Here is a 22,917-nt window from a genome sequence, read left to right as displayed (position 1 = left end):
AGGAGACGGGCCCAGATCGGCGTTTTCGGCGCGGAAGCGCACTCCGGTGCGCTGAGCACCGAAAACGTCGAGGTGGGCCCGTATCCGAAGCGGGTGACCGTCGCTCAGTAACGGTGTCGTAGCTCGAAGAAGATCTCGCGCGGCGCGAGCGGGTACTCGAAGCCCGAGAACCCCGGATCCGGGCCGAAGGTGCCGAGGATGTTCTTGGCGCGCACGGCCAGGGTCGTCTCGTGCCCGGGGATGATCCACAGGTTGCGCGCGACCAGGCTGGCGTTCCACCTGAGGTACGTCGGCAGCTCGAACGCGCCGCCGGCCTCCAGGGTGCTCGCCTCCGCGGACCGCCGGGGCCCGACGAGGATCCCTTGCGTCGAGAGCTCCAGCGGCACGGAGCTCGGCGACGGCAGCTTCACATAGGCCCCGGCACGGGCGATCCAGCTCGGGTAAGCGACCATCGACGAGCCGACCAGATCCGCCTGGTACCCCACCTGGCCGGACTCCCGGGTGGAGTGCACGGTCTCGAACGACCCGTAGCCCCCGAAGGCGTCGCCGTGCCGCAGCTCGGCGCGGGTCGCCCAGATCAAGGACTTCTGGCTGGACACATTCAAGGCCGTCTGGTTGATGCCCCGCGGGACGAACTCTGCCTTGTCGTTCAAGAGGCTGTACGACACCCCCGTGCTCGCCGAGGCCCAGACGGCAGGCCTCCACGTCAGCTCCGCATCCACGGTGTGGATGAGCTGAGGCGACAGGCGCTCATTCCCGATCACGTCGCCCGGCACGAGCGGCTGGGCGAAGAGCAAATACGGGGATGGCGCCTTGAAGGCGCTGCCGTACAGCAGCTTGGCCACGACCGTCTTCCCCAGGTGCGAGGTCGCCCCGAATCGACCGGTCAGCTGATTGCCATACTTGCTGTGGTGATCGTAACGGAGCCCGCCCGTGAGCTTCAGCCACGGATCGAGCACCTTGAGGTTGGCGCTAAGGAGCGCCCCGATGTCGACCAGCTCGGCCGATTGCCGCTCCCGCTCCGGCGAGCCGAAGGACTGCCCCGTCTCCTTGGTGACCCGACGGAAAGACGGCATGTCCTCCTTGTCGTAGACGGACTCCAGATTCAATATCAGGTTGAATCGGTCCCATGGCATCCACCGGGCCTCGACGTTCGCGTCCACGCCGCGATACGCCATGCGCCGCTCGATGTAGTACCAGCCGCCGGCGACGTCCACACGATCGGCCGGCAGGACGCCGCCCTGGAAGTACATCCCCTGCACCGCGAACGCGAGCTCCCGGTTCAGCTGGAAGAGCCCGTCGACCGCCACCCGACGCTGCTGGAGGCTGACCACCGTGCCGGCGCGGTTCCCGTCGTCGTCCGTCCCGCCGGTGAGCTGTGCCCATTGCGCAAAATCCCCGCCGCGCCGGAGGCCTGACCAGTAGGCGCTGAGCCTGAGGTGGTGCCCGCGCTCGGGGCTGCGAAACCCGATGCGCGCCCCGACGACCCCCGACATGCGCTCGAGGTTCTGGGCGTCCAGGCGCCCCGCGTTGTAGGGCGGGATGAGGGCCGCCGGGGACTGGGTAGGCATCTCCAGGCCGCTTCGATCATCGAGCTCCCCCGCGGCCGTCAGCATCATCTCGAAGCGATCGGTGAACATGCCGCCCACCAGGTCGAGACGGCCGCGCGGGTGGTCCCTCGTCACGCCGACTTGCACCGTGCCGTCGACGAAGGGAATGTCCTCCGGATCGAGGGTGATGATGTTGACGACCCCGAGGAACGCATCGGCGCCATAGAGCGCCGACGCCGGACCGCGGACGATCTCGATCTGCTTGATGGCCGACAGCGGTATCAGCTCCGTGCCCAGCCAGTTGCCGCTGGTGGTCCGGAACGCCGCCGATCGCCCGTTGATCATCACCTTGATCCCGCCGCTCTCGGCCCCCAGCCCGCCCGTCATCCCCTGCACGCCGGCGTTCGGCAGGATGTGATCGTCGATAAGGTAGAACCCGACGACGTGCTCCAGCACCTCGCCGACGCTCGTATATCCCCAGCGCTGGATCTCTTCCGCGGTGATCGCCGTCATGATGGCGGGCGCGTCGTCGAGGGTCTCCAGCGTCTTGGTGGCCGTCGACACCTCGACGTCGAGCAGCCGCAAGAGGTCGACGTCCTCGAGCGCGTCGTTCCGGCGCTCACCCCCCACCGCCTTCGGCGCTGCCGACGCCGTCGCGGCCGTCGGCTGGGCCCATGCGAGACCGGGGATCGAAGCGATCACCAGCGCGACCATCCACCTGGTTTCGAGTGAGGCAAGCATCATGCGGGTTCAGTGGGCTCCAGACCTTCGTCCATCGTCGATTCGGCGCGATCGTCACGTCGCCTTGGCGGTCGCGGCGAGCTCCTCCTTCAGGGCAACGCTCACGGCGTCGAACTCGTCACGTATCCGCGCGAGGTCGCGGGCCTGCGGCAGCTCGCCTTGACTGGCGTCGAGCTGCATCTTCTCCGCCAGCTCCGCGACGCGTCCCGCGCCGATCGAGAGCATGCTGCCCTTCAGCTTGTGAGCGTTCGCCTTGATCTCTGCAGCCACGGCGCTCCGGATGACCGCCTCCAGGCCATCGAGCTGCGCCGGGACGTTCTTGAGAACCAGCTCGATCAGCTTCCGCGAGCGCGGGACCTCCGGGTCGAGCACGGGCGCGCTCGACGCCTCCGTCGCGGCGGCGGAGAGAGACGGAGACGACCCGGGCTCCTCCCGGCTCAGGACCACGTGGCGCCACAAGGTCTTCTGGAGAGATTGAGGGCGCACCGGCTTGGCCAGATAATCGTCCATCCCCGCGGCGAGCACCCGGTCCCGCTCGCCGACGAGCGCGTGCGCCGTCAGCGCGATGATCACCGTGTGGCGATTCCTCGAGCGCTCCCAGGCGCGGATCTCCTGGGTGGCGGTGTACCCGTCCATCACGGGCATCTGACAATCCATGAGCACGGCGACATACTGCTTCCGCTTGACGCACTCGAGAGCCTCCTGGCCGTTGCACGCGGTCTCCACGCGCAGCCCCAGCTGCTCCACCTGCTCCATCGCCACGTAGCGGTTGATCTCGTTGTCATCGACGACCAGCACGGGGAGCTTGCTCGCGATCTTGCCCGGCTCCACGCCGGGCTTGCTCGGCGGCGGGGTCGAGGCGCCCGTGAGCGCGCTCTGCAGCGTGTTGTAGAGCTCGGAGACGCGGAGCGGCTTGGGGAGCTGCGTGACCATGCTGGAGTCCATCCCGCTCAACGTCACGCTCGATCCCATGTGGTAGAGCGCCACCACGGGCAGCGTCTGCAACGCCGGAACCGACTGGATGGTCTTGAGGAACTCCTCGAGGCCGAGATCGTCCATCTGGACGCCGACGACGGCGGCGCTGAACGGCCGCTTCTCCAGCACCGCGAGCTCGAGCCGATTGATGGCGTCCCTGCCGGAGGTCGCGGACTCGGCGTCGAAGCCCCAGGCCACCAGGTGCTCCACAACGACGTCGCGCCAGCTCCTGCTGTTCTCCACCACGAGCGCGCGGCGCCCGCTCGCCCACTCGGCGGAGCGGATCTGCTCGCCTCCGGCCGTGACGCCGACCCGGATCGTGAACCAGAAGCGGCTGCCCTGCCCCGGCGTGCTGTCGAGGCCGACCTCGCCGCCCATGACCTCGACGAGGCGCTTGCTGATCGCGAGCCCCAGGCCCGTGCCGCCGTGCTTGCGGACCAGCGAGCCGTCCACCTGCGAGAAGGCCGCGAAGAGCTTCTTCTGGTCGTCGGGCGCGATGCCGGGGCCGGTGTCCACCACGGCGAGCTTGATGAGCGCCGTGGCCTTGTCCTGCTGAGAGGTCGAGGCGTCGATCAGCACCTCCCCGCGCTCGGTGAACTTGATCGCGTTGCCGACCAGGTTCGTGAGCACCTGGCGGAACCGGTCGGGGTCGCCCACGATGCCGGTGGGGACGCGGCGCTCGACGCGGTACACGAGCTCGAGGCCCTTCTCGTGCGCCTGGCTCGCCATCAGCTCCGCGACCTCCTGGATGACGAGGCGCAGATCGTAGGAGACGTGCTGCGCCACGTACTTGCCGGCCTCGAGCTTCGAGAAGTCGAGCACGTCGTTGATGATCGACATCAACGTGTTGGCGGAGGCGTCGACGGTCTCGACGTAACGCCGCATCTTGCCGTCGAGCGACTGGTTCTGCATGAGCCGGATGACCCCGAGGATCCCATTCATCGGCGTCCGGATCTCGTGGCTCATGTTGGCGAGGAACTCGCTCTTCATCCGGGACGCCTCGAGCGCCTGCTCGGTCTTCACGCGCAGCTCCTCGAACGCCTGCTCGTTCGCCTCGACCATGCTGTTGAAGGCCGCTCCGAGCAGCTCGAGCTCGTCGCCGCTCGTGATCTGCACGCGCTCCCACTTCTTCCGATCCACGATGGGCGATTCGGTCGACGGCGCGCTCGAGCGGAGCCCGGTGGCGATGGCCCCCGCCGCCGTGCGCAGCGCGAGCAGCGGCTCGGTGATGTGGACCGCGACCCGCTTGACGAGGAAATAGCTGGCCGCCCCGCTGCCGAGGATCAGCGCCACGATCAGGCCGAGCGTGGTCACGAGCCGGTTCGCGGCGAGGTCCCGGGCCTGGACCATGCGCTCGACGACGCCCCTCGTGCTGATGCCGTAGATCACGGTCCCGGCGTGGGTCCCCTCCGAGATGACCGGGGCCGCGACCTCGAGGACGTCATCCCCGCCCAGGGGGTTCTGCCGCCGCCGCAGCACGAGCCGGGTCTGGTGCGCGGTGCTGATCCCGAGGGACTCCAGGTCCGCCGTGGTGAAGTTCGGCGCCGCCGGGCTGGGCGCGTCGTTCGAGGCGGGCACCCGGGCCAGGCCGCTCGCGGCCCAGACCCGGTTCTCCGCGTCGAAGAACAACCCGTAGGCGATGTCGTTGTTCTCGGAGACGGTCTGGTGAATGAGCGCCTTGACATCCCCGAAGAGGTTGTCCGCCACCAGGCTGCGCAGCGCCAGCGCCTGATTGAAGCCGAGCAGGCGCGCCTTCTCTTCGAGACCGCTCAGGAGCTCCTGCTCACGCTTGGCCTGGACCGCACGATCCGTCGAATAGATGAGCGCGCCGCTCGCGAGCAGCGTGGTGCCTCCGAGCAGCAGCAGCGCGCCCAGGATCAGGCGCAGCAGCTTGATGCGGAGCGAGCCGTGGGTGTTCGGGGTTGCCATGCACTCTACTTTGGACGCCTCATCGAGGGCGGCGGGTTAGAGGAGGACGACGCCGCAGAAGACCCCGCAGACGAGGGCGGCGGCGGGCTGGTCTTCCCGGCGCGCGCGGCCACCGCGCGCTCGACCGCCGGCGCCAGCGCGACGTGCAGCTTCGCTTTCGAGACGATGCCGTCGGCGCCGACCTTCTCGCCGATCGCGCTCAGCTTGTCGATATCACAGCTGGAGACGAGGACGATACCCAGGTTCGAGAGCTGCGCGTTGTCGCGGAGCAGCTTCGCCAGCTTGTCGCCGTTGATGGTCGGCATGTTGATGTCGAGCGCGACCACGGAGATCTTGTCTCGCTTGATGACCGCCGTCGCGCCGATGGGCGTGGCCAGCTCGACCACGTCGAAGCCGGCCCTGACCAGGACGGCGCGCATCGCCTCGCGAGCGATGTCGTCGTCATCGATCACGAGCACCCGGATCATGACGGCGCGCTCCAGGAATGGCAGCTACGCGTGCGACGCTCCCCATGCGACGAGCAGATGGCAGGCGAGCCGGGGAGCTCGATGGTTCGAGCTAGCCCGTCGCATCGTGACCATGTGCCCGGTTGGAAAGGTAATCGCACGGCGCCTCCATTCCCCCCGATACGCGCTCACCTACCGATGAGAAAGTCAACTTGGCCGAACTGGCTGGAATTCAGGCCGAAGCGCCGTGCGAGCCTCACGTCGACCAGGCGTTTCACCGAGATGGGCAGGCGGACGCCCGACGACCGGAGCTTCCAGTCCGCGTCCGCGAGCTCGTAGAGGAGATCCGCCGCTTGCACCGCGAGCGCCTGGGTGTCGGGGATGGCCGCGAACGTCCCGAACTCCGCGTGCTCGTTCACGAGCGAACGCACGGCCACGACCACCGGAGCGCCGAGCCGGTCCACATAGGGCAGCCAGACGTTCGTCAAGAACCTCGGGCTCAGCAGGCCATTGTCGTTTGGCAGCCAGATCGCGTCGACCTTCGCCCGCTGGAGGTTCACGAGCGCGGCGCGGAGGTCCTGCACGCGTGGCTTGTTCGAGAGCTCTTCCTTGACGAAGGTCAGCTTCTCGACCTGCATGAGCGCTTCCTGTCGCGCGATGTGATCCGCGAAGCCCTGGCGGTACACGACGCCGACCCGATGAGCGTCGAGGCCCAGCGTGCGCAGGCCCACCATGGCCGTGACCGCCGGCACCTCGTAAGAGATGGCGACCGAGTTGGGGACGGTGCGCTGGAGCTCCTCCGCGAAGGACGCCATCAGGATCAGCGCGACCGGCGGGGTCGGGACGGTGCGCGCCCACTCGCGATACAGGAGCACGGTCGAGTTGTTGACCAGCACCACCGCCTGCGGACGATCGCGGGCCACGATCCGCGCCACGAGGTCAGGGCTCGAGTCCTCGCTGCGCAGCAGCGAGGTGATGACATTGTGTTCCTGGGACAGCTCGACGCGGAGCGATCTCAGCATGTCGTCGAGCTGCGGGTCCGAGGGGGCGATGACGGAGATGACCGGCTTCGCGTCCGGAGTCGGCGCCTTGAGCGACGGCGCCGGGTCGCTGGCCACGTGCGTGGCCGGGCCCGACGAACAGCTCAGGGACAGCACGAGCCCCGCGAGGGCGGAGGCCCGCAGCAGCGAGCGCCGAGAGAGGGGACGCGTCGACCTTACTTCCATTCGTCAACCCCCAGATCGGCGAGCACGTGTTTCGGGAGCCTCCGGATCGCGCTCTCCACCGTTTGGCGCTCGCTCAGGAACGTGACCGCCACCAGCCCGACCTTCGCCGTCGAGAGGCTGAGGATCGTGAACGTCATCTTGCTTCTCGACTCGAAGTCAGAACGAAATCGCTCCGGGAGAAGGACCGCGTCGGCCGTCTGGAACTGGAGCAGCTGCAGGAGATCTTCGATCTTCGTGACGCGCTGGACCTCGGGCGCAGCGCTCACACCCAGCAGCCCCGCTACGAACTTAGGGAGCGATTTTCGTTCGACCAGATCGACGATCCCATATCTGAGACCCGAGAGCATCTCCTTGGTCAGCGCCCTCGTCGAGACCAGGAGGTACTGCTCCGCGTCGCTCCCGGCCTTCACGCCCTGGATGTCGGCGGTCCGATTGAGCGAAGCCAGGACCGGCTTCGGCGAGAGGGCCGCGTCGGGCGGCGCCGACTCGAGCGCTGCTTTGAAATCGCTCAACTTTCCGAACACGGTGACATCGACGCCGGGCATCGACTCCTCGATCTTCTGCTCGAGGGCGCGAGCGCGAAGCGGTGTCACCGCATACACATAGAGCGTGGCCACGGGCCCGGCCGTGGTCGGCGGGCTGAGCAGCAGAAGGCAGCACCCGATGAGCAGCGCCGCCCCGAGCAGGACCATCGGCGCGCGCTTCGATCGGAGCCACCGGCGAGCCGGAACTCCGGTCCTGTCGGGCCAAGCGCGCTCGGCGAGAGTCCTGAGGAGTGAGCGGAATCCCCCGTGCCGGACCGGAGGAGCCGCGCGGTTATTTCGTGGCATCCACGATGACGCCCAGCGGGTTGCGATTCGCGCTCGACACGCGAGGTGCCCCACGGCCCGCTCGATCGCTGACCGCCGTGCCCCCATGGAGCGCCTGCAGCTCGTTTCCACCCGGCTCATGTCCTCCCGGTCATCATGGTAGGCAGCGTAGCCGATGGTTAACCCTCTTTGTCAAGCGCCCCCTGGGAGGCGCCCCCGCGTCCCCACCGAGCTTGGCGAAATGGGGACGTCGGAGAGGGTGACGACACCCGACGGCCGCTCCCCCGCCCGCAGCCGGCCAGCACGACCGCGCCGGCGCCGCCGCGCGCGCCAAACACCGAGGAGAGCGCTTGACACGCTCCTCACGCACCTCGGTGTCAGGGCTCGATCTCGAGCCCCAGGGGCGCCATGCCCCCCGCACCGCGGGAGCAAGAGACGGCACCTCGGAGAAAGCAGCAGATGGCGCCCCGGATTCGCGCGATACATCATGCTTCGTCGGCCTACATGGTGAGCGATGGTGCATCGTGATGCTCGGTAATTTCACCTTGTCATGCACAAACAGCAGAATCCCCGGGTGCGCCGCCGCTCCCCGCCAACGAGATCGAAGACTCGCGCTTCGCGCGCGATCCACTTACCGCGTACCGCTGGCGCTCTGCTTACCGGCTACCGCTGGCGCTCTACTTACTGCCTACCGCTGGCGCTCTGCTTGCCGCCTACCGCTGGCGCAGGACGATCGCGGCGTCCCGCTCTCCGGTGCGGCGTCCCGCCAACAATCGCTCCGACAACGGGATTGTAGTCCATCCGGTCGCCGCACAGCAACCCTCGCGAACCGCGGCCGCAGGGTCGGGGTGTCGCGGATCACAGCGGATGGCGCGCCACAGAGACGCTGGCGCCGGCCGCCGCGCAGACGTGAGGCAGAGCGCCCTGGGACCCGGCATATTTGCAAGGAACTCTCGTGACCTGGAGAACGAAGGTTCCACTCGAAGGGTACTCAGTACTCAGCCAGCGGCCGGGCAAACCGCTGCCCGCCTCTGCCCGGAGCGCCGGGCGAGCGGAGCGGCTCGCCCGGCGACGCGGCGCGCCGCGCTCCGGCGCGCCGTCGTCTCAGTACCACTCGCTGCCGAGGCCCAGCGTGAAGGTGAACGTCGGCCCGTCTGGCAGGAACACCGGGTGGAGATCCGCGCTGATCGCGAAGCCGCTCCGCCGCGCGCCGCTCCCGGCCAGGCCTCCGAGGATCAGGGCGCCCCGCGCGTGAGCGCCGAAGTACCAGGCCGCCGTGCTCTCGCAGCCGGCGCTCGGGAGCGGGATGCCGCCCTCCGGGACCTCCGCGCCGCAGGTCGCGACGGCCACGTAATCCATGGAGGGTCCCGCGCCGAGATCGAGGAAGTGGAACAGCGTGAAGCCCGCGAGCACCGAGTTGTAGTCGATGAACCCCGCCTCGAATCCAGCGCTGTTCTCGGTGCTCTCGGGGGTGAGCGTCACCATCGGTGTGTTCTGGTAGTATATCGCGAAATAGTGGTTGACCTGGACACCGAGCCGGCCAGAGAGCGCGAAGACGGCCCCCGCGCCCGTGGGTGACTCGATGATCCCGCCGCTGAGCGACGTACCGAAACGAAAGCGCATCCCGTCCTTCTCGCCGTCCTCGGGCTCCGTCGGCTTCTCCTCGGGAGCGGCCGGAGCCGGCGGAACCGGCGCGGGCGGCTCCGGAGCGGGCGTGTCCGCCGCCGGCGCGGACCGCGGCGCAGGCGGCGGCGCGAGCGCGGGTGCAGGCCGCGGCGCGGACGGCGGCGCAGGCGCGGGTGTGGACCGCGGCGCGGGCGCAGGCCGCGGCGCAGGCGGCACCGGTGTGGGAGATGGCGGCGGCAACGGCGTGGGAGCAGGCGCTGGCGCTGGCGCGGGCGGCACAGGTGTCGGCGCTGGCGCGGGCTGCACCGGGGTCGGCGCTGGCGCGGGCTGCACGGGTGTCGGCGCTGGCGCGGGTTGCACGGGTGTCGGCGCTGGCGCGGGTGGCAGCGGGGTCGGCGCAGGCGCGGGTGGCAGCGGGGTCGGCGCAGGCGCTGGCGCGGGCGCAGGCGCGGGCTGCACCGGGGTCGGCGCAGGAGACGGCGGCGGTGCTGGCTGCGCGGAGGCAGACGGGAGCGGCTCTGGAGGAGGAGGCGGCGGGAGGGGAGCGTCGCCCTGGGTCAAGGCCGTCGCCGAGACCGCCAACGGAACGGTGAGCGCCGCGAGCGCGGCAAGCCAGCGAGGGGGTGTCATCCGATCTTCCTCGGCGCACTCCTCGCGGCCGTCAAGCGCCCGGAGGTGCGCGCTGTCGGCCGCGGTGCGCCGCAGCGGATGATCCGCCCGCGAGCCGTGGAGCGCCAGCCCATCGACGACCGCCCGATGCACGTCGCCCCCCGTCCCTCCACTTTCCTTCACGGAACGCGGCGGCACCGGTCACCAGCCCCTCGACCCATGCGCCGAGCTCGCCAAGCCCTCCTCTGCGGTATCAGCCCCCTGCTCGGGATCCTCTTCTCCGTGGCTTGCGTGGAGGAAACGCTCCCCTCAGCCGCGACCGGGAGCGGCGGCACTGGAAATATCCATGAGACGAGCGGCGATCGGTCGCCCGAAGCGCAGGCGACGTATATGCGAGAAGCGGTGCCTCTCCTCGAATCGGACCCCGACGTCTTCCGGTACGCCTGGTTCTCCAGGCGAACCGACGCGATCCCCCACGTGGACCTGCTGGGCGCGCGCGGTGAGCTCACCACGCTCGGCGAGCTCTACGTCTCGCTGCGCCACGAGGAGGAGTGCAGCTCGTGACGGCCCGCGCGGCGGTCGCTCCGTCAACGCCTCCGCCCGCCGGCGCGGTGCCCGCCGTCCCGGCGGCCGGCGTGCAGGCCGCGCCGCTCGACTTCGCCGACGTCTACGAGGAGATGTTCCCCTTCGTCTGGCGGACCGTGCGCCGGCTCGGCGTGGACGCCTCGGCGCACGAGGACGTGTGCCAGGAGGTGTTCGTCGTCGTGCACCGGCGGCTCCCGGAGTTCCTGGGCCGCTCGTCGCTGAAGACGTGGGTCTTCGGGATCGTCGTGAACGTCGTGCAGACGCACCGGAGATCGCTGCGCCGCAAGAGCCCCGCCCACCGCGGGACAGGAGAGACCGTGGATCCCGAGCTGCTCGCGGGGCCGAGCAGCCTCAGCCCCTACGAGGCCATGACGAGGGCGGAGGCCGCGCGCGTCGCGCACGAGCTGCTCTCGTCGCTCGACGAGGAGAAGCGCGTGGTGCTCCTCCTCGCCGAGCTGGAAGAGATGCCGGCGGCGGAGATCGCGCGGGGCATCGGGGTGAACGTCAACACCGTCTATGCGCGGCTGAGGGCCGCTCGACAGGCGTTTTCCGACGCGGTGCACCGCCACCACGCCAGGATCCGAGGAGGCCGCAATGGATGAGCTGCGGGCCGGGGAGCGAGCGCTCCTGAACGCCCTTCGTGACGAGGACGAGCCGACCGACGACGACAGACGTCGGATGCGCGCGGCCGTGTGGGCGAGGCTCGGCCTCGCGGGGACGGCGGCCACGGCCACGGCCGTTGCCGCGAGCGCCGAGAGCGCCGCGGGCGCCGGAGCCGCCGGCTCAGCGAGCGCCGGCGCGGCTGCGCACGCGGTCGGTCCCGCCGCCGCGAGCATTGCCGCGGGCGCGAGCACCGCGGTCGCAAAAGGCGCGGCCATCACGCTGCTCGGCGCCCCGATGAAGATCGGGCTGGCGGCGCTCGTCGTGGGACTCGCGACGGGGGCCGCGCTCTACTTCCCAACATTGTCGACACCGGGCGAGGCGCCCGATGCGCAACGCGCGCTGGAAGCAGCGACGGGCGCGGCCGAGGCGCCCCGAGCGGAGCGCGCCGCCGCGCCCTCCAGCGCTCTGGGCGATGAGACGCCTGCGCCCGCCGAGGCGAGCGCCTCCGCCAAGGCCGACGGCCCCGACAAGGCCAGCGCCCCCGCCGAGACCAGCGCCGCGCCCGGGGCCGCTACAGCGCGCGCGATCGCGCCGCGCACGCCACGGACGGCGGCCGCCGCGAGGCAGGGCTCCGAGGGGCTCGACGCGGAGATCGCGCTGCTCCGCGACGCGCAGCAGGCGCTGCAGGCGGGCCAGTTCGCGCAGGCGCTCTCGAAGCTCGACGAGCACGCCAGCCGGTACCCGAGGGGCGTGCTCTCGACCGAGCGCGAGGCGTCGCGCGCGATCGCGCTCTGCCGCTCCGGCCGCGCGTCGTCCGGCAGGGCGATCGCCGCGAGGCTGCTCGCGAAGAGCCCGGGCTCGCCGCTCGCGACGCGCGTGCGCGCCGCGTGCGGACAGGAGGAGTAGAGTGCGCGGGTGCACGTCTCAAGGTGGGCGCATGCGCCGTCGATCCTGCCGGCGCTGATCGTCGCGGCAGGGCTCCTGCCCGCGCGCGCGCTCGCGGCGCCCGCCGAGCCGCGCACCATCGATCTTCGCTGGGAAGCGCCCGAGGGGTGCCCGCCGGTCGACGAGGTCCGGAACGAGATCGCCCGGCTGCTGGGGACGTCGGAGCAGCGCCAGCCGATCGAGGTCGAGATCGCGATCGCTCGCGAGCGCGGCGAGCGCCTCCGGCTCGACCTGCGCATCCGCGCGCCGGCGCCGGGCGAGCGGGTGATCCGTGGCGACGACTGCGCGTCCATGTCGCGGGCAGCAGCGCTGATCGTCGCGATGTCGATCGATCCCGACGCGGTCGCGCGGAGCGCTGCCGCGCAGCCCGCGCCACCCCAGGCGGTCGCCGCCCCCGCCGCCAGCGCGCCGCGCCTGCCGCCTCCCGCGCCGCGCCGCCCACGTCCCGCGCCGGCGCAGCCGTCCGCTGCGAACGAGCGCGACGTGGAGGGAGCGCTCTGGGTGAGCGCGCAGCTCGAGCAGGCGCTCGTCCCGACGATCGGCGTCGGGCTCGCCGCAGGCGGCGGGATCCGCAGCGGCTGGTTCCGCGCGGACGGCGCGGCCGGCGTGGTGCCGTCGAGCTCGAGCCACATCGCGGGGCAGGCTGCAGGCGCCGAGTTCCGGCTCTGGTTCCTCGAGGTCGACGCGTGCGCGCTCCCGCTCGAGCGCCCCATCCGCGTCTACGTCTGCGCGCTCGGCCGCCAGCACTGGCTCCGCTCCAGGGGGCGGGACGTCGATGAGCCCTTCACCCTCACGACGCCGATCTTCGCAGCCGGGCTCGGGACGCTGCTCGAATGGCGCATCGCCGCTCCCGTGAGCGTCGAGGGCGCGCTGCACGCCGTCGTCCCGCTGAGGCGGCCCCGCTTCGTCGTCGAGAACCTCGACGGCATCGTTTACCGCCCCCCGGCCGTAGGCCTCAGCGCGCGCCTCGGTCTCGCGCTGGCCTTCTGAGCCTCAGGGCATGTCCGGGCCCGCGCGCCACGCGGCCTCGATCGCGCAGCCGGCCAGCGCCCCGCGGTAGAGGCGCAGCTCGTCGTAACGCCCTCCGAAATACGGATCCTGATCGAAGTGGGACCGCCCCAGCCAGTTGTTCGCGTCCTGGATGGCCGAGAGCGGAAAGCCGACCGGCGTGCTGCCGAGGAGCGCACCGTCGAGGTAAAGCGCCAGGGTCCCCGCCGCGCCGTCGAAGACCGCGGCGAGCTGATGGATCTCGGCGTCATCGAGCGTGGGCTCGGTGGTGACCTGCACCTGACCCGCGGCGCCGCTGTCGCTCGCGAGCGCGGCGATACCCGGCGGATCGAAGCCCGTCGAGGGGGTGATGACCAGGTAGGACCGCCCAACGCTCGCGTCGCCTTCGACGGGATCCTCACCTGTGCTGCCGATGCCGAAGTCGACGACGCGCAGGTACGCCCCTCCGCCGTTGCGGGCGACCCAGACCATGACGGTGACGTCGCTCAACCCTGTGAGGAGACCCGCGGGCAGATCGACGTAGTCGTCCTCTCCGTCAAGGGTGAGCACCCCTCCGCCGTCGAGGCTCGCGCCGCCGAAGATCTCGCCGTCGGCGCCGCCCACCGTATCGGCGACGACCTCCCCCACCCCGTCGAACGTGTACCGATGAGCCAGCGCCGGCAGCGCATCACAGGGGGCCGCGCCGCTGCCCCCTTCGCCGCCGCTGCCCGCCTCGCCGCCGCTCCCCGCCTCACCGCCGCTCGGCGCCCCACCACCACGCCCCCCTTCCCCGCTGCCACTACCACCTTCCCCGCCGTCGCCCACAGCCGACGTCGGAGTCATACGCCCCACCGCAATCTCCACATCTGCCCCACATCCGGATAAGCCGAGGAGCAGCGCCATCATCGTAGTCTTCCGCGCGCACGACACGGGCTGATCCTAGCGCGGGCGTGCGGTCGATTCGATCACGAAAGGCGCGCGCCCCGGCAACGAGGGGGAGAGTGCTGATTCCACACGCGGGAGCCGACCATGATGTGCCGACTTGACCGAGTGTTCGCAAGTCCCTGGCTCGTCGCCGGGGGATGTCTCTTGAGCATCTCGTGCACTGGCATCCTCGGAGCCGACGACGCTCCGGGACCGGGGCTGGAACCGGGAGACGACGCCGCCGCGCCAGGCGGGATGCCTTTGCACCACATGACAGCATCGGAGTACAACAACACGGTCGCCCACCTCCTGGGCACGCGCCTGCGGCCGGCGGACGGATTCCCGGCCTCCGGCGCGAAGGGCTTCGACGCGAACGCCAGCGCGCTCTCGAGCCTCTCGCAGGTCCTCGTCCAGGGGTACTACGACGCCGCCAAGAAGCTGGCGGCCGACGCGTTCTCGAACGAGGCGCAGCGCGCCCGGATCCTCGTATGCGACCCGGCGGAGGGCGCGGATGACGGGTGCGCGCGCGAGATCATCGAGCGCTTCGGGCTGCGCGCCTTCCGGCGCCCGCTCGAGGCGGCGGAGGTCGACCGGTACGCGGCGCAGTACGACGACGCGCGCACCACCCTCGAGATGTCCCCCGTCGAGGCGGTGCAGCACGTCGTCCGGACCCTGCTGACGTCGCCCAATTTCTTCCTGCGGATCGAGGTCGGCCCAGACTCGAAGCGATCGCCGGGCGCCCTCGGCGGCCACGAGATCGCGTCGCGCCTCTCGTACCTCCTCTGGAGCTCGCTCCCGGACGAGGAGCTCTTCGACGCCGCAGAGAGCGACGAGCTGGCCACCGAGGACGAGCTCCGGCAGCAGGTGGATCGCATGCTGTCCGACCCGAAGAGCGCCGCGTTCTTCCAGAACTTCTTCGGGCAGTGGCTCGGGACCCGCACGCTCCCGAGCCACACCGTCGACACGACGCTGTTCCCGGGCTGGAACGACGAGGTGAAGGGCGCGATGATCGAGCAGGCCAACGCCTATTTCACCGGCTTCACGACCGGCGAGCGGCCGTGGTCCGAGTTCCTGACGGCGCCCCACCCGGAGAGCCCGCTGCTCGCGCCGCTCTACGCGAACGACCCCGAGGCCGGGCGCGGCGGGTTCCTGACGCTCCCCGCGTTCCTCACGCTGTCTTCCCGCGCCGAGCGGACCTCCCCCACGTCCCGCGCGAAGACGATCCTGGCGCAGCTCTACTGCGCCGACCTGGCCCCTCCCGCCGGCGTGGATATCCCGGAGCTCGAGGCCGCGGGAGGCGACTCGGGCCCCGTCGACAACGTCCGCAAGAAGCTCGAGAAGCACCGCGAGTCGCCCGACTGTGCGGGCTGTCACGATCTCCTCGATCCCATCGGGCTGAGCCTCGAGAACTTCGATGCGATCGGCGCCTACCGGACCGAGTATCCGAACGGCGACGCTGTCGACGCGACAGGCAAGTACGGGAGCGCGGAGTTCCAGGACATCTCGGGCCTCATCCCGGAGCTCCAGAAGGACCCTCAGCTGGGGATCTGCCCCTCCGAGCAGCTCTTCACCTATGCGTTGCGCCGGCGCCCGAGCGGCGGCGACAGGGACACGCTCAAGGAGATCGCTGCGCGCTGGGAGAAGGGGACGATCGCGGATCTGGTGAAGCAGGTGGTGACCAGCGACGCGTTCCGCCTCCGCGCGGCGAAGGTCGGGGCGAAGTGAAGCCGCAGGCGTTGTTTCCTCACGGAACCAGGCACGAAGGAGCGATGCGCACATGAAACGCGGAATGACACGCAGGAACCTGTTGCGCGGCGCGGGCGTCTGCCTGGCGCTGCCGTTTCTCGAGAGCCTCGCCCCGCGCAGGGCGCGCGCCGGGGAGCCCGGCACGCCGAAGCGCTTCTTGCTCTGCACGTTCCCGAACGGGGCGCCCCACCACTGGTGGGAGACGGCGCCCGCGTTCGGCAAGACGCTGAAGGGCGCCGATTTCAAGCTGCCGAGGGTGCTCGAGCACTTCGCGCCGGTGAAATCGAAGATGCTCATGATAAGCCGCCTCGGCAACCACACGTGGAGCAAGGAGCAGAACGCGTTCCTCGAGCCGTCCCACTCGCGCTGCATGGCCGCGCTGTCGACCTGCGTGGACGCCGATGAGCTGGGGAGGGCCGCCGGGCAGGACCTCGGCGAGTGGGTGGGCAACGGCGTCTCGGTCGACCAGCTCATCGTGCAGAAGGCAGGCCCGGAGCAGGCGACCCGCATCCCGTCGCTGCAGACGGGGCTCGGGGTGAAGCCCGGCTTCTTCGACGGGCGCAGCTACGCCTACAATCAGGCCGTCTCCTGGAAGAGCCCGCGCGAGCCCCTGAAGCGCTCGGTCAACCCGAAGGCGGTGTTCGACGCGCTGATCAACGCGGGCGCCGCGAGCGCGCCTTCGGTGCCAGGGCAGACCGACGAGCAGGCCAGGATCGAGGCGGAGCGCCGCGCGGCGACCGAGAAGAGCGTCATCGACGCGGTGCTCGCGGACGCGAACTCGCTCATGCGCAAGGTAGGCTCCGACGATCGCAAGGTCGTCCAGCAGTACCTCGACGCCCTGCGAGAGACAGAGAAGAACGTGACCCGCATCCAGTCGACGATGACCCCGTCGAGCCTGGGCTGCAGCCCGATCGGCGAGCCCGGAGTCGTCCCCGAGCCGCCGGGCCAGCAGGAGGGGCTCAACGAGAACGACAGCACGGAAGCCGGCGAGTACAAACACGACGATCACGCGAACGTCATGATCGATCTCATCGTCATGGCGATTCAATGCGACGTGACGCGCGTGATAACCCACATGCTCGACGACGCGCGCTCCGAGTTCGAGTACCGGTGCATCCCGGCCGACGTCCGCGCGAAGGTGGGCCTCGAGTACAGGGAGGGCAGCAGCCTCCATTATCACGCCTGCCAGCACGGCCCCGGCAACCTGGGCACAACGGACGAGGGCGGCCGCTACGCGGTCGTCGAGGAGAGCAACCTCGATTTCGCGGCGATCAACTGCTGGCTCGGCCAGAAGACGGCGCAGCTCGCGCAGCGGCTCGACGCGATCCCCGAGGGGGACGGGACGGTGCTCGATCACTCCGTGATGGTCTACATGAGCGAGATGCGTACGCACGACCACGACGCGTACGATCTGCCCATCGTCCTCCTGGGCGGCGACGGCGTCTTCCTGAACGACGCGCACGTCGCGTATGGCCCCCTCGGCCAGGATCGCCAGCTCCGCGATCTGTGGTTCACCATCATGAACCAGTACTACAACCTCGGCGTCGCGTCGTTCGGCGAGGATCGCCGCGGCGTGCCGAACGCGCTTCTCGAGGAGATCCTGCGGTAGCTCTGCGGGTCACGGTCTCGATGGATGGGCTCACACCGGAGGTCGAAACGAGATGTTCGAAAGCCGCTCACGTCGGTTGGTGTCCGGGGGTCTCCATGTCGCGCTCGGGCTGCTCGTGACCTGCGCAGCAGAGCTCGGGTGCTCGAGCGACCCGTCGTCCGCGTCTCCCGCGCCGGAGTCGCCCTCGCCGGAGTCGCCCTCGCCGGGCGACGGGGGCGGTCGGCCAGGCGAACCGCCCTGCGTGGAGACGAGCGACGGGCCAGCGCTGCCGCAGGCGTTCGCGCTGAACTGCGGCGGCTGTCATAGCGCCCACGGCAAGCCGACCGGCGGGTTCCCCGATCTGTTCGCCTTCGACGGCACCCTGGAGGAGTTCACGGCGCAGGTGCGCACGGGGGATGCGCGCATGCCGGCCTTCGGCGAGCAGCAGATCGCGACGGCCGACATCGAGGCGATCTACGCTTATTTCTCTGCGGGAGCGCCGCCCGCGCCGGCCTGCGACGGCGGCCAGGTCGATCCCGGCGAGTGCTCCGGCGTGGACGGCGACATCTCCCCGCTGTTCCCCTCGGCGACGGAGGGCAGGCCGATCACCACGATGGCTGCCGATGGGACGATCACGCTCGAGGCCGCGGGGCGCGTGCGCGGGCGCCACGAGAAAGAGGAAGAGTTCAGCCCCTACCAGCCGCGCTATTTCGAGAACCGGAGCTACAAGTTCATCGTCGAGGACACGATCCCGGCGGGCGGCAGCACCATCAAATTCACCTGGCTCCCCAAGGCCAACGCGTCGATGAACCAGACCATCAATTTCCGCTGCTGGTACTCGGGCGAGGGCAACGTGTTCGACTCGAACAACGGCATGGAGCGCATCACGAGCACCCACTGGGAGTTCGTCGTGGATCGCAACGCCAGGGAGAGCAGGGAGATCCGCGCGGGAGATCTGCTCGAGTTCGAGTTCGGGGTGTTCCTTGACGCGGGCACCGTCGAGGGGAGGACGAGCTATTACAGCGACACGTTCCGCTACCGCGTCGGCAGCGGCGAGCTGACGCCGTTCAACGAGCCGAACGAAGTGGCCCTGTCGGGCGGCGACGGGACGATACCGTACATCTACGAGGAGCCTCATCTCTATTACGAACAGATGGCGCTCAACATCCAGGAGAGCTCGATCCAGCCCTTCCTCGAGGGGCGCCGCCTGTTCCATACGGACTTTGCCACCGGCGAGCACAGCGAGGGCGGCAACCCCGTCTTCGAGGAGCAAGCCGGCAAGGCGGGGCCGCTCTCGAACCAGGCGGCGTGCGTGAGCTGCCACGTCAACAACGGTCGCGGCGCCCCGCCCGAGCCCGGCGAGGCGATGGAGACGGCCGTCGTGAAGGTGTTCGGCGCAGGAGCGAACGCGGACGGACGGCCCACCGCAGATCCAAGCTACGGCCGGCAGCTCCAGGACAAGGCGCAAGGCGGGGGCGCCAGCGAGGGCACGGCCACCGTGGCTTACACCGAGGAACCCGGGCAGTTCCCCGATGGCACGCCGTACGTCCTGCGAAAGCCCACGTTCCGCTTCGACGGGCTCTCCGCAGGGCCGATCGCGAGCTACTCGGTCCGGGTGGCCCGCCCGCTCGTGGGCATGGGCCTTCTCGAGGCGATCGCGGAGGACGCGCTGCTCGAGCGCGCAGATGGGATAGACTGCAACCAGGACGGTATCTCGGGCCGTCCGAACCTGATCCCGGACCCGGTCTCGGGGGCGCTGCGCATAGGGCGCTTCGGCTGGAAGGCGAGCAAGGTGAGCGTACCGCATCAGGTCGCCGACGCGCTGGTGGCGGACATGGGCGTGACGACGAGCCTGTTCCCGGTCGAGGAGTGCGGCGAGGCGCAGACGGGTTGCCAGGCCGGCACGCGCGGAGATCCCGAGCTCTCCGACGACGATCTCGACAGGTTGGCGACCTACATGCGCATGCTGGGCGTGCCGCCGCGCCGCGACACGGCGGACCCGGCCGTCCAGCGCGGCGAGGCGCTGTTCAGCCAGGCAGGGTGCGCGAGCTGCCATGTCCCCTCGATGAAGACCGGGAGCCGCCACCCGCTCGTCGAGCTGCGGGATCAGCTCATCCAGCCCTTCAGCGATCTGCTCCTGCACGACATGGGAGAAGAGCTCGCGGACACGTCGACGAGCGAGCACCTCGCGGGGCCGCGCGAGTGGCGGACGCCGCCGCTGTGGGGCATCGGGCTGCTCGAGGCCGTGAACGGCCACACCCAGCTGCTCCACGACGGCCGCGCGCGGAACGTCGTCGAGGCGATCCTGTGGCACGGCGGCGAGGCGGACGCCGCGAAGCAGCGCTTCATGGCGCTCCCCGCGGAAGATCGCGACGCGGTGGTCGCCTTCCTGCGCTCGCTCTGAGCACCCGCCCTGCTGCGCTCGCTCCGAGCGCCCTCTCCCCGCCCCCGCCGTCCTTACCGCTTGGTCGGGTGCTCGACCCGCCCGGCGTTCCCGGCGCAGGGGGGCGCGCGCCGCTCAGAACCCCGAGCGGCGCGCCATCCGCTTCGAGAGCCAGCGCATCGGGCCGGGCGCCACGCGGGCAGCGAGGCTCGCGGTCTTCACGAACAGGCTCGTCTCCAGGACGTCGCGGCCCGCATCGACGGCGCGCACGATCATCTCGGCGACCTCGTCCGGGCTCTGCTTCTTGTGGCCGGGCGGGCGATAGCCGACGTTGTCGTCGGTCACGACGGAATTCGCGTGGAATGGGGTCGCGACCGGGCCCGGCCGCACCACCAGCACGCGCACGCCGCGCGACGAGAGCTCCGCGCGGAGCGACATCGCGAGCGCCTCCAGGGCGAACTTCGACGAGGCGTACGGGCCCATACGCGGCGCGGCGACGAGCCCCGCGATCGAGGAGACCATGACGATCGTGCCCTTCGTGGCCGCGAGGGGCTCGATCGCGAGCTGCGCCAGGTGCACGGGGGCGACGACGTTCAGCCGGTAGATCGCCTCGAGCTCGGCGGGGTCGATCTCGATCGACGGCGTGTAGTAGCCGCGCCCGGCGTTGTTCACCAGCACGTCCAGCCGGCCGTACGCGCCGAGCGCCCGCTCGCAGAGCGCCTTGCGATCCTCCGCGACGGTCACGTCGCCGGCCACCGCGAGGGCGTCGCCGCCCGCCGCGCGCACCTCCGAGGCGACGCCCTCGAGCGCGTCTCGCCCGCGCGCGCTCAGCACCACGCGCGCGCCGCGCTTCGCCCAGGAGAACGCGAGCGATCGACCGATTCCGCTGGATGCACCGGTGATGACGACGACGGGAGCCATGTCGGCGAGAGTACACGACATTCGGATCGCGAGGAGAGACTTGCTGCTGGCGGCCGCCTGCCGCACGGCGAGGGGGCGGGCAGCCGGCGCCGCGATCCCAGCCTCCCCGATTTCGTGCGCAGCTGCCTGAAGGCGCGGCGCCTGCTCTCGCGGGAGCAGCAGTATCGGGCGATGGCGTTCTACCGTTCCGGCACAGGACCGTCGCAGAGCTGACAGCCCAATCGTTCTCGAGCAGCGATGTGCTGGTGCTCTACCGTTCCGGCACAGGACCGTCGCAGAGTTGACAGCCGAATCGTTTTCGAGCACCGATATCCGATGCTTGCGTTCTACCGTTCCGGCACAGGACCGTCGCAGAGATGACAGCCGAATCGGTCTCGAATGGATCAGCTCACCGACCGAGGACAACAGGATCACGCCATCACAGGACACAGTTCGGTAATACGTAACACAAACTTCGCGCATTTCTTCTTCGCGCCGATTATAGTCCGCCCCACACGAAGCCGCCGGGGGGGGGGGTGGCTGGCCTTCTCCTCGCATAGCGAGCTATGATGTGTGGGTCTCGATTGCATTGACGCGCCCGAATCGCGCGAATGCGTGAGCGCTCGAGCGTGTCACCATTGCATTTTGACGCGGGGTGACCAGCGGGGGCAGGAGCGCGGCTCGTCCTCGCTCCGCCGGCTGGTAGCGTCGCGGCGGCAGTTCGCGATCGTGGGGTGACCCGAATGGGTCCGGCCATCGGCTCCATGCAGCCATGGCCGCTCAACCAACCTGTTTGGCGTGTCCGGCCGGCGCGCGGTCTCGGCGTTGCGTACTCATCGCGCGCCTGGCGCCGACACTCCACTTACGCACGGAACGTAATTTTCTCCGTGGTCATGTGGCTCGTTCTACGAGCAAGCAGGTGCGAATCGATATAGGACGGAATCCGGTTCCGGGGAGGGAATGGGGGAAGCACCGTGTGTGCACGCAGTTTGCCAACGCAGTTCGGAATGGGGCGCCGAGCGGGATCGTGACGGGCCGCTGACGAGCGTGAGCGAAAAGAGGCAGCGAGCGAGAGCGCGCGGAGCGACGCTTTCGACGAGTAACGCCTGCACGCGGCGCAGCCGCGGCATCCACAGATTCGTGACAGGAGATCTCGCGAGACGCTCTCAACCTCAAACCCTGATAGAGAATGAAATGAAGAAGAAGTCGATTGTTGCCTTGTCGATGATGGTCGGCGCCGCCCTCGTGGCGCAGGCGGAGCCCGCGAGCGCCGGGTATTGCCCGGCGGCGTCCGCGGGAGACATCACGGAGTACGCCATTCCTTCGAACGCCTCGCCGGGGAACATCACCTTCGGCCCTGACGGCCGCGTGTGGTTCACCGTGCTCTCCGGCAGCAAGATCGGGGCCGCAAATTCCAGCGGCACCGTGACCGAGTACCCGCTCGCGGCCGGCGCGAGCCCGGTCGGCATCACCGTCGGTCCGGATGGCCGGATCTGGTTCACCGACGCAGGGAGAAACCAGATCGGGGCGATCACGAAGACCGGCGTCGTGACCGAGTACGCTATCCCGACGAGCAACTCGAGCCTGTCCGCGATCACGCTGGGATTCGACGGGAATCTGTGGTTCACCGAGGTCCTCGGCAACAAGGTCGGACGCATCACGCCGGACGGGGTGATCACCGAGTTCGTGCTGCCGACTGCCGGCAGCCAACCGCGCGGGATCGCGGCGGGAGTCGACGGAAATATCTGGGTCGCGGAGTCGCGCGGGAACAAGATCGCGCGGATCAGCACGTCCGGGACCGTGACCGAGTACCCGCTGCCGCCCTCGGCCGCGCGCCCCAACGCGATGACGCTCGGTCCCGACCTCAAAATCTGGTTCACCACGGCGGGCGAGATCGCGAATATCGACACCAACGGAACCGTGACGGAGTTCGCGCTCCCCGCGCTGGGCCTCGGCGTCTCGTCCATCACGCTCGGGGTGGACGGCAATCTCTGGTTCACGGAGCAGTCCGTGGACAAGATCGGACGCATCACCACGAGCGGCGTCATCACCGAGTTCGCTCTCCCGATCGCGGGCTCTCGTCCGCTCGGGCTCACGCTGGTCCCGACGCTCCAGGGGTGTGGCTTCCTCAACCTCTGGTTCACCGAGGCGGGGGGGAGCCGCCTCGGCAAGATCCGCACGGTGACCACCCACTGAGCGGCACGCATCGGGAGAGATAGAGACTTGACCGCCTGCCGGCGAGCGTTTCGGCGGCCAGGCGGTTTTCCTTGGATTGTTGGCTCGATCGATGGGCGCCGGTGCACCGAGACGATCGAGGTGCACAGGCGCACCGTCACTCTGAACGA

The 22,917-nt window shown here is 69.8% G+C and carries 16 protein-coding genes; 8 read left to right on the top strand and 8 right to left on the bottom strand.

The window, feature by feature from the left end; translation table 11 throughout:
- Window positions 1-104 precede the first annotated feature (104 nt).
- The 6 genes from WMF19_RS07620 to WMF19_RS07595 form a co-directional block, all read right to left on the bottom strand.
- Window positions 105-2,252 (bottom strand): TonB-dependent receptor plug domain-containing protein, encoded by a 2,148-nt coding sequence (locus tag WMF19_RS07620; RefSeq protein ID WP_437898470.1) that lies wholly within the window; start codon window positions 2,250-2,252, stop codon window positions 105-107.
- 93 nt (window positions 2,253-2,345) lie between these two features.
- Window positions 2,346-5,195, bottom strand: a complete 2,850-nt coding sequence (locus WMF19_RS07615) for a response regulator (protein ID WP_437898469.1) — start codon at window positions 5,193-5,195, stop codon at window positions 2,346-2,348.
- A 5-nt stretch (window positions 5,196-5,200) separates the two neighbouring features.
- On the bottom strand, window positions 5,201-5,662 hold the full coding sequence (locus WMF19_RS07610) for a response regulator (RefSeq protein WP_437799633.1): 462 nt from the start codon (window positions 5,660-5,662) through the stop codon (window positions 5,201-5,203).
- Between the two features lie 167 nt (window positions 5,663-5,829).
- A complete protein-coding gene (locus tag WMF19_RS07605; RefSeq protein WP_437898468.1) occupies window positions 5,830-6,867 on the bottom strand; it encodes a hypothetical protein in 1,038 nt (345 codons plus the stop codon).
- Window positions 6,858-7,559 (bottom strand): hypothetical protein, encoded by a 702-nt coding sequence (locus WMF19_RS07600; RefSeq protein ID WP_437898467.1) that lies wholly within the window; start codon window positions 7,557-7,559, stop codon window positions 6,858-6,860. Before WMF19_RS07600 ends, WMF19_RS07605 begins: the two co-directional genes overlap by 10 nt.
- A gap of 1,221 nt (window positions 7,560-8,780) precedes the next feature.
- Entirely contained in the window at window positions 8,781-9,299 is a 519-nt protein-coding gene (locus tag WMF19_RS07595) for a hypothetical protein (RefSeq protein WP_437328108.1), read from the bottom strand.
- Window positions 9,300-10,313: 1,014 nt separating this feature from the next.
- Between WMF19_RS07595 and WMF19_RS07590 the strand changes: the two genes are divergently transcribed.
- From WMF19_RS07590 to WMF19_RS07575, 4 genes are read left to right on the top strand one after another with little or no spacing between them, the layout of a single operon-like run.
- Window positions 10,314-10,475: a glycosyl hydrolase gene (locus WMF19_RS07590; protein ID WP_437898466.1), complete on the top strand. Its 162-nt coding sequence runs from the start codon at window positions 10,314-10,316 to the stop codon at window positions 10,473-10,475.
- Entirely contained in the window at window positions 10,472-11,098 is a 627-nt protein-coding gene (locus tag WMF19_RS07585) for an RNA polymerase sigma factor (protein ID WP_272101007.1), read from the top strand. Before WMF19_RS07590 ends, WMF19_RS07585 begins: the two co-directional genes overlap by 4 nt.
- A complete protein-coding gene (locus tag WMF19_RS07580; protein WP_437898465.1) occupies window positions 11,091-12,005 on the top strand; it encodes a hypothetical protein in 915 nt (304 codons plus the stop codon). Before WMF19_RS07585 ends, WMF19_RS07580 begins: the two co-directional genes overlap by 8 nt.
- Window positions 12,006-12,014: 9 nt before the next feature.
- On the top strand, window positions 12,015-13,034 hold the full coding sequence (locus tag WMF19_RS07575) for a hypothetical protein (RefSeq protein WP_437898464.1): 1,020 nt from the start codon (window positions 12,015-12,017) through the stop codon (window positions 13,032-13,034).
- A gap of 3 nt (window positions 13,035-13,037) precedes the next feature.
- On the opposite strand, the gene WMF19_RS07570 is transcribed toward WMF19_RS07575, so the two are convergent.
- Window positions 13,038-13,874: a LamG domain-containing protein gene (locus WMF19_RS07570; RefSeq protein WP_437898463.1), complete on the bottom strand. Its 837-nt coding sequence runs from the start codon at window positions 13,872-13,874 to the stop codon at window positions 13,038-13,040.
- Between the two features lie 351 nt (window positions 13,875-14,225).
- On the opposite strand from WMF19_RS07570, the gene WMF19_RS07565 reads away from it, so the two are divergent.
- The 3 genes from WMF19_RS07565 (at window position 14,226) to WMF19_RS07555 (ending at window position 19,693) form a co-directional block, all read left to right on the top strand.
- Window positions 14,226-15,680, top strand: coding sequence for a DUF1592 domain-containing protein (locus tag WMF19_RS07565; protein WP_437898462.1), 1,455 nt, complete (start codon window positions 14,226-14,228; stop codon window positions 15,678-15,680).
- 52 nt (window positions 15,681-15,732) lie between these two features.
- Window positions 15,733-17,310, top strand: a complete 1,578-nt coding sequence (locus WMF19_RS07560) for a DUF1552 domain-containing protein (RefSeq protein WP_437898461.1) — start codon at window positions 15,733-15,735, stop codon at window positions 17,308-17,310.
- Between the two features lie 79 nt (window positions 17,311-17,389).
- Complete coding sequence (locus tag WMF19_RS07555; RefSeq protein WP_437898459.1) at window positions 17,390-19,693, top strand: di-heme oxidoredictase family protein; 2,304 nt, start codon at window positions 17,390-17,392, stop codon at window positions 19,691-19,693.
- 114 nt (window positions 19,694-19,807) lie between these two features.
- Here the strand turns inward: WMF19_RS07555 and WMF19_RS07550 are convergent, their stop codons facing one another.
- The gene (locus tag WMF19_RS07550) at window positions 19,808-20,593 is read right to left on the bottom strand and encodes an SDR family NAD(P)-dependent oxidoreductase (protein ID WP_437898458.1); all 786 of its coding nucleotides are present in this window, start codon (window positions 20,591-20,593) and stop codon (window positions 19,808-19,810) included.
- 1,173 nt (window positions 20,594-21,766) lie between these two features.
- Between WMF19_RS07550 and WMF19_RS07545 the strand changes: the two genes are divergently transcribed.
- Complete coding sequence (locus WMF19_RS07545) at window positions 21,767-22,768, top strand: Vgb family protein (protein ID WP_437898457.1); 1,002 nt, start codon at window positions 21,767-21,769, stop codon at window positions 22,766-22,768.
- Window positions 22,769-22,917 lie beyond the last annotated feature (149 nt).

Origin of the sequence: Sorangium sp. So ce124 (assembly GCF_051525235.1) — a bacterium.
Classification (GTDB): Bacteria; Myxococcota_A; Polyangia; order Polyangiales; family Polyangiaceae; genus Sorangium; species Sorangium atrum.
This window is presented reverse-complemented; position numbering and strand designations above follow the sequence as displayed.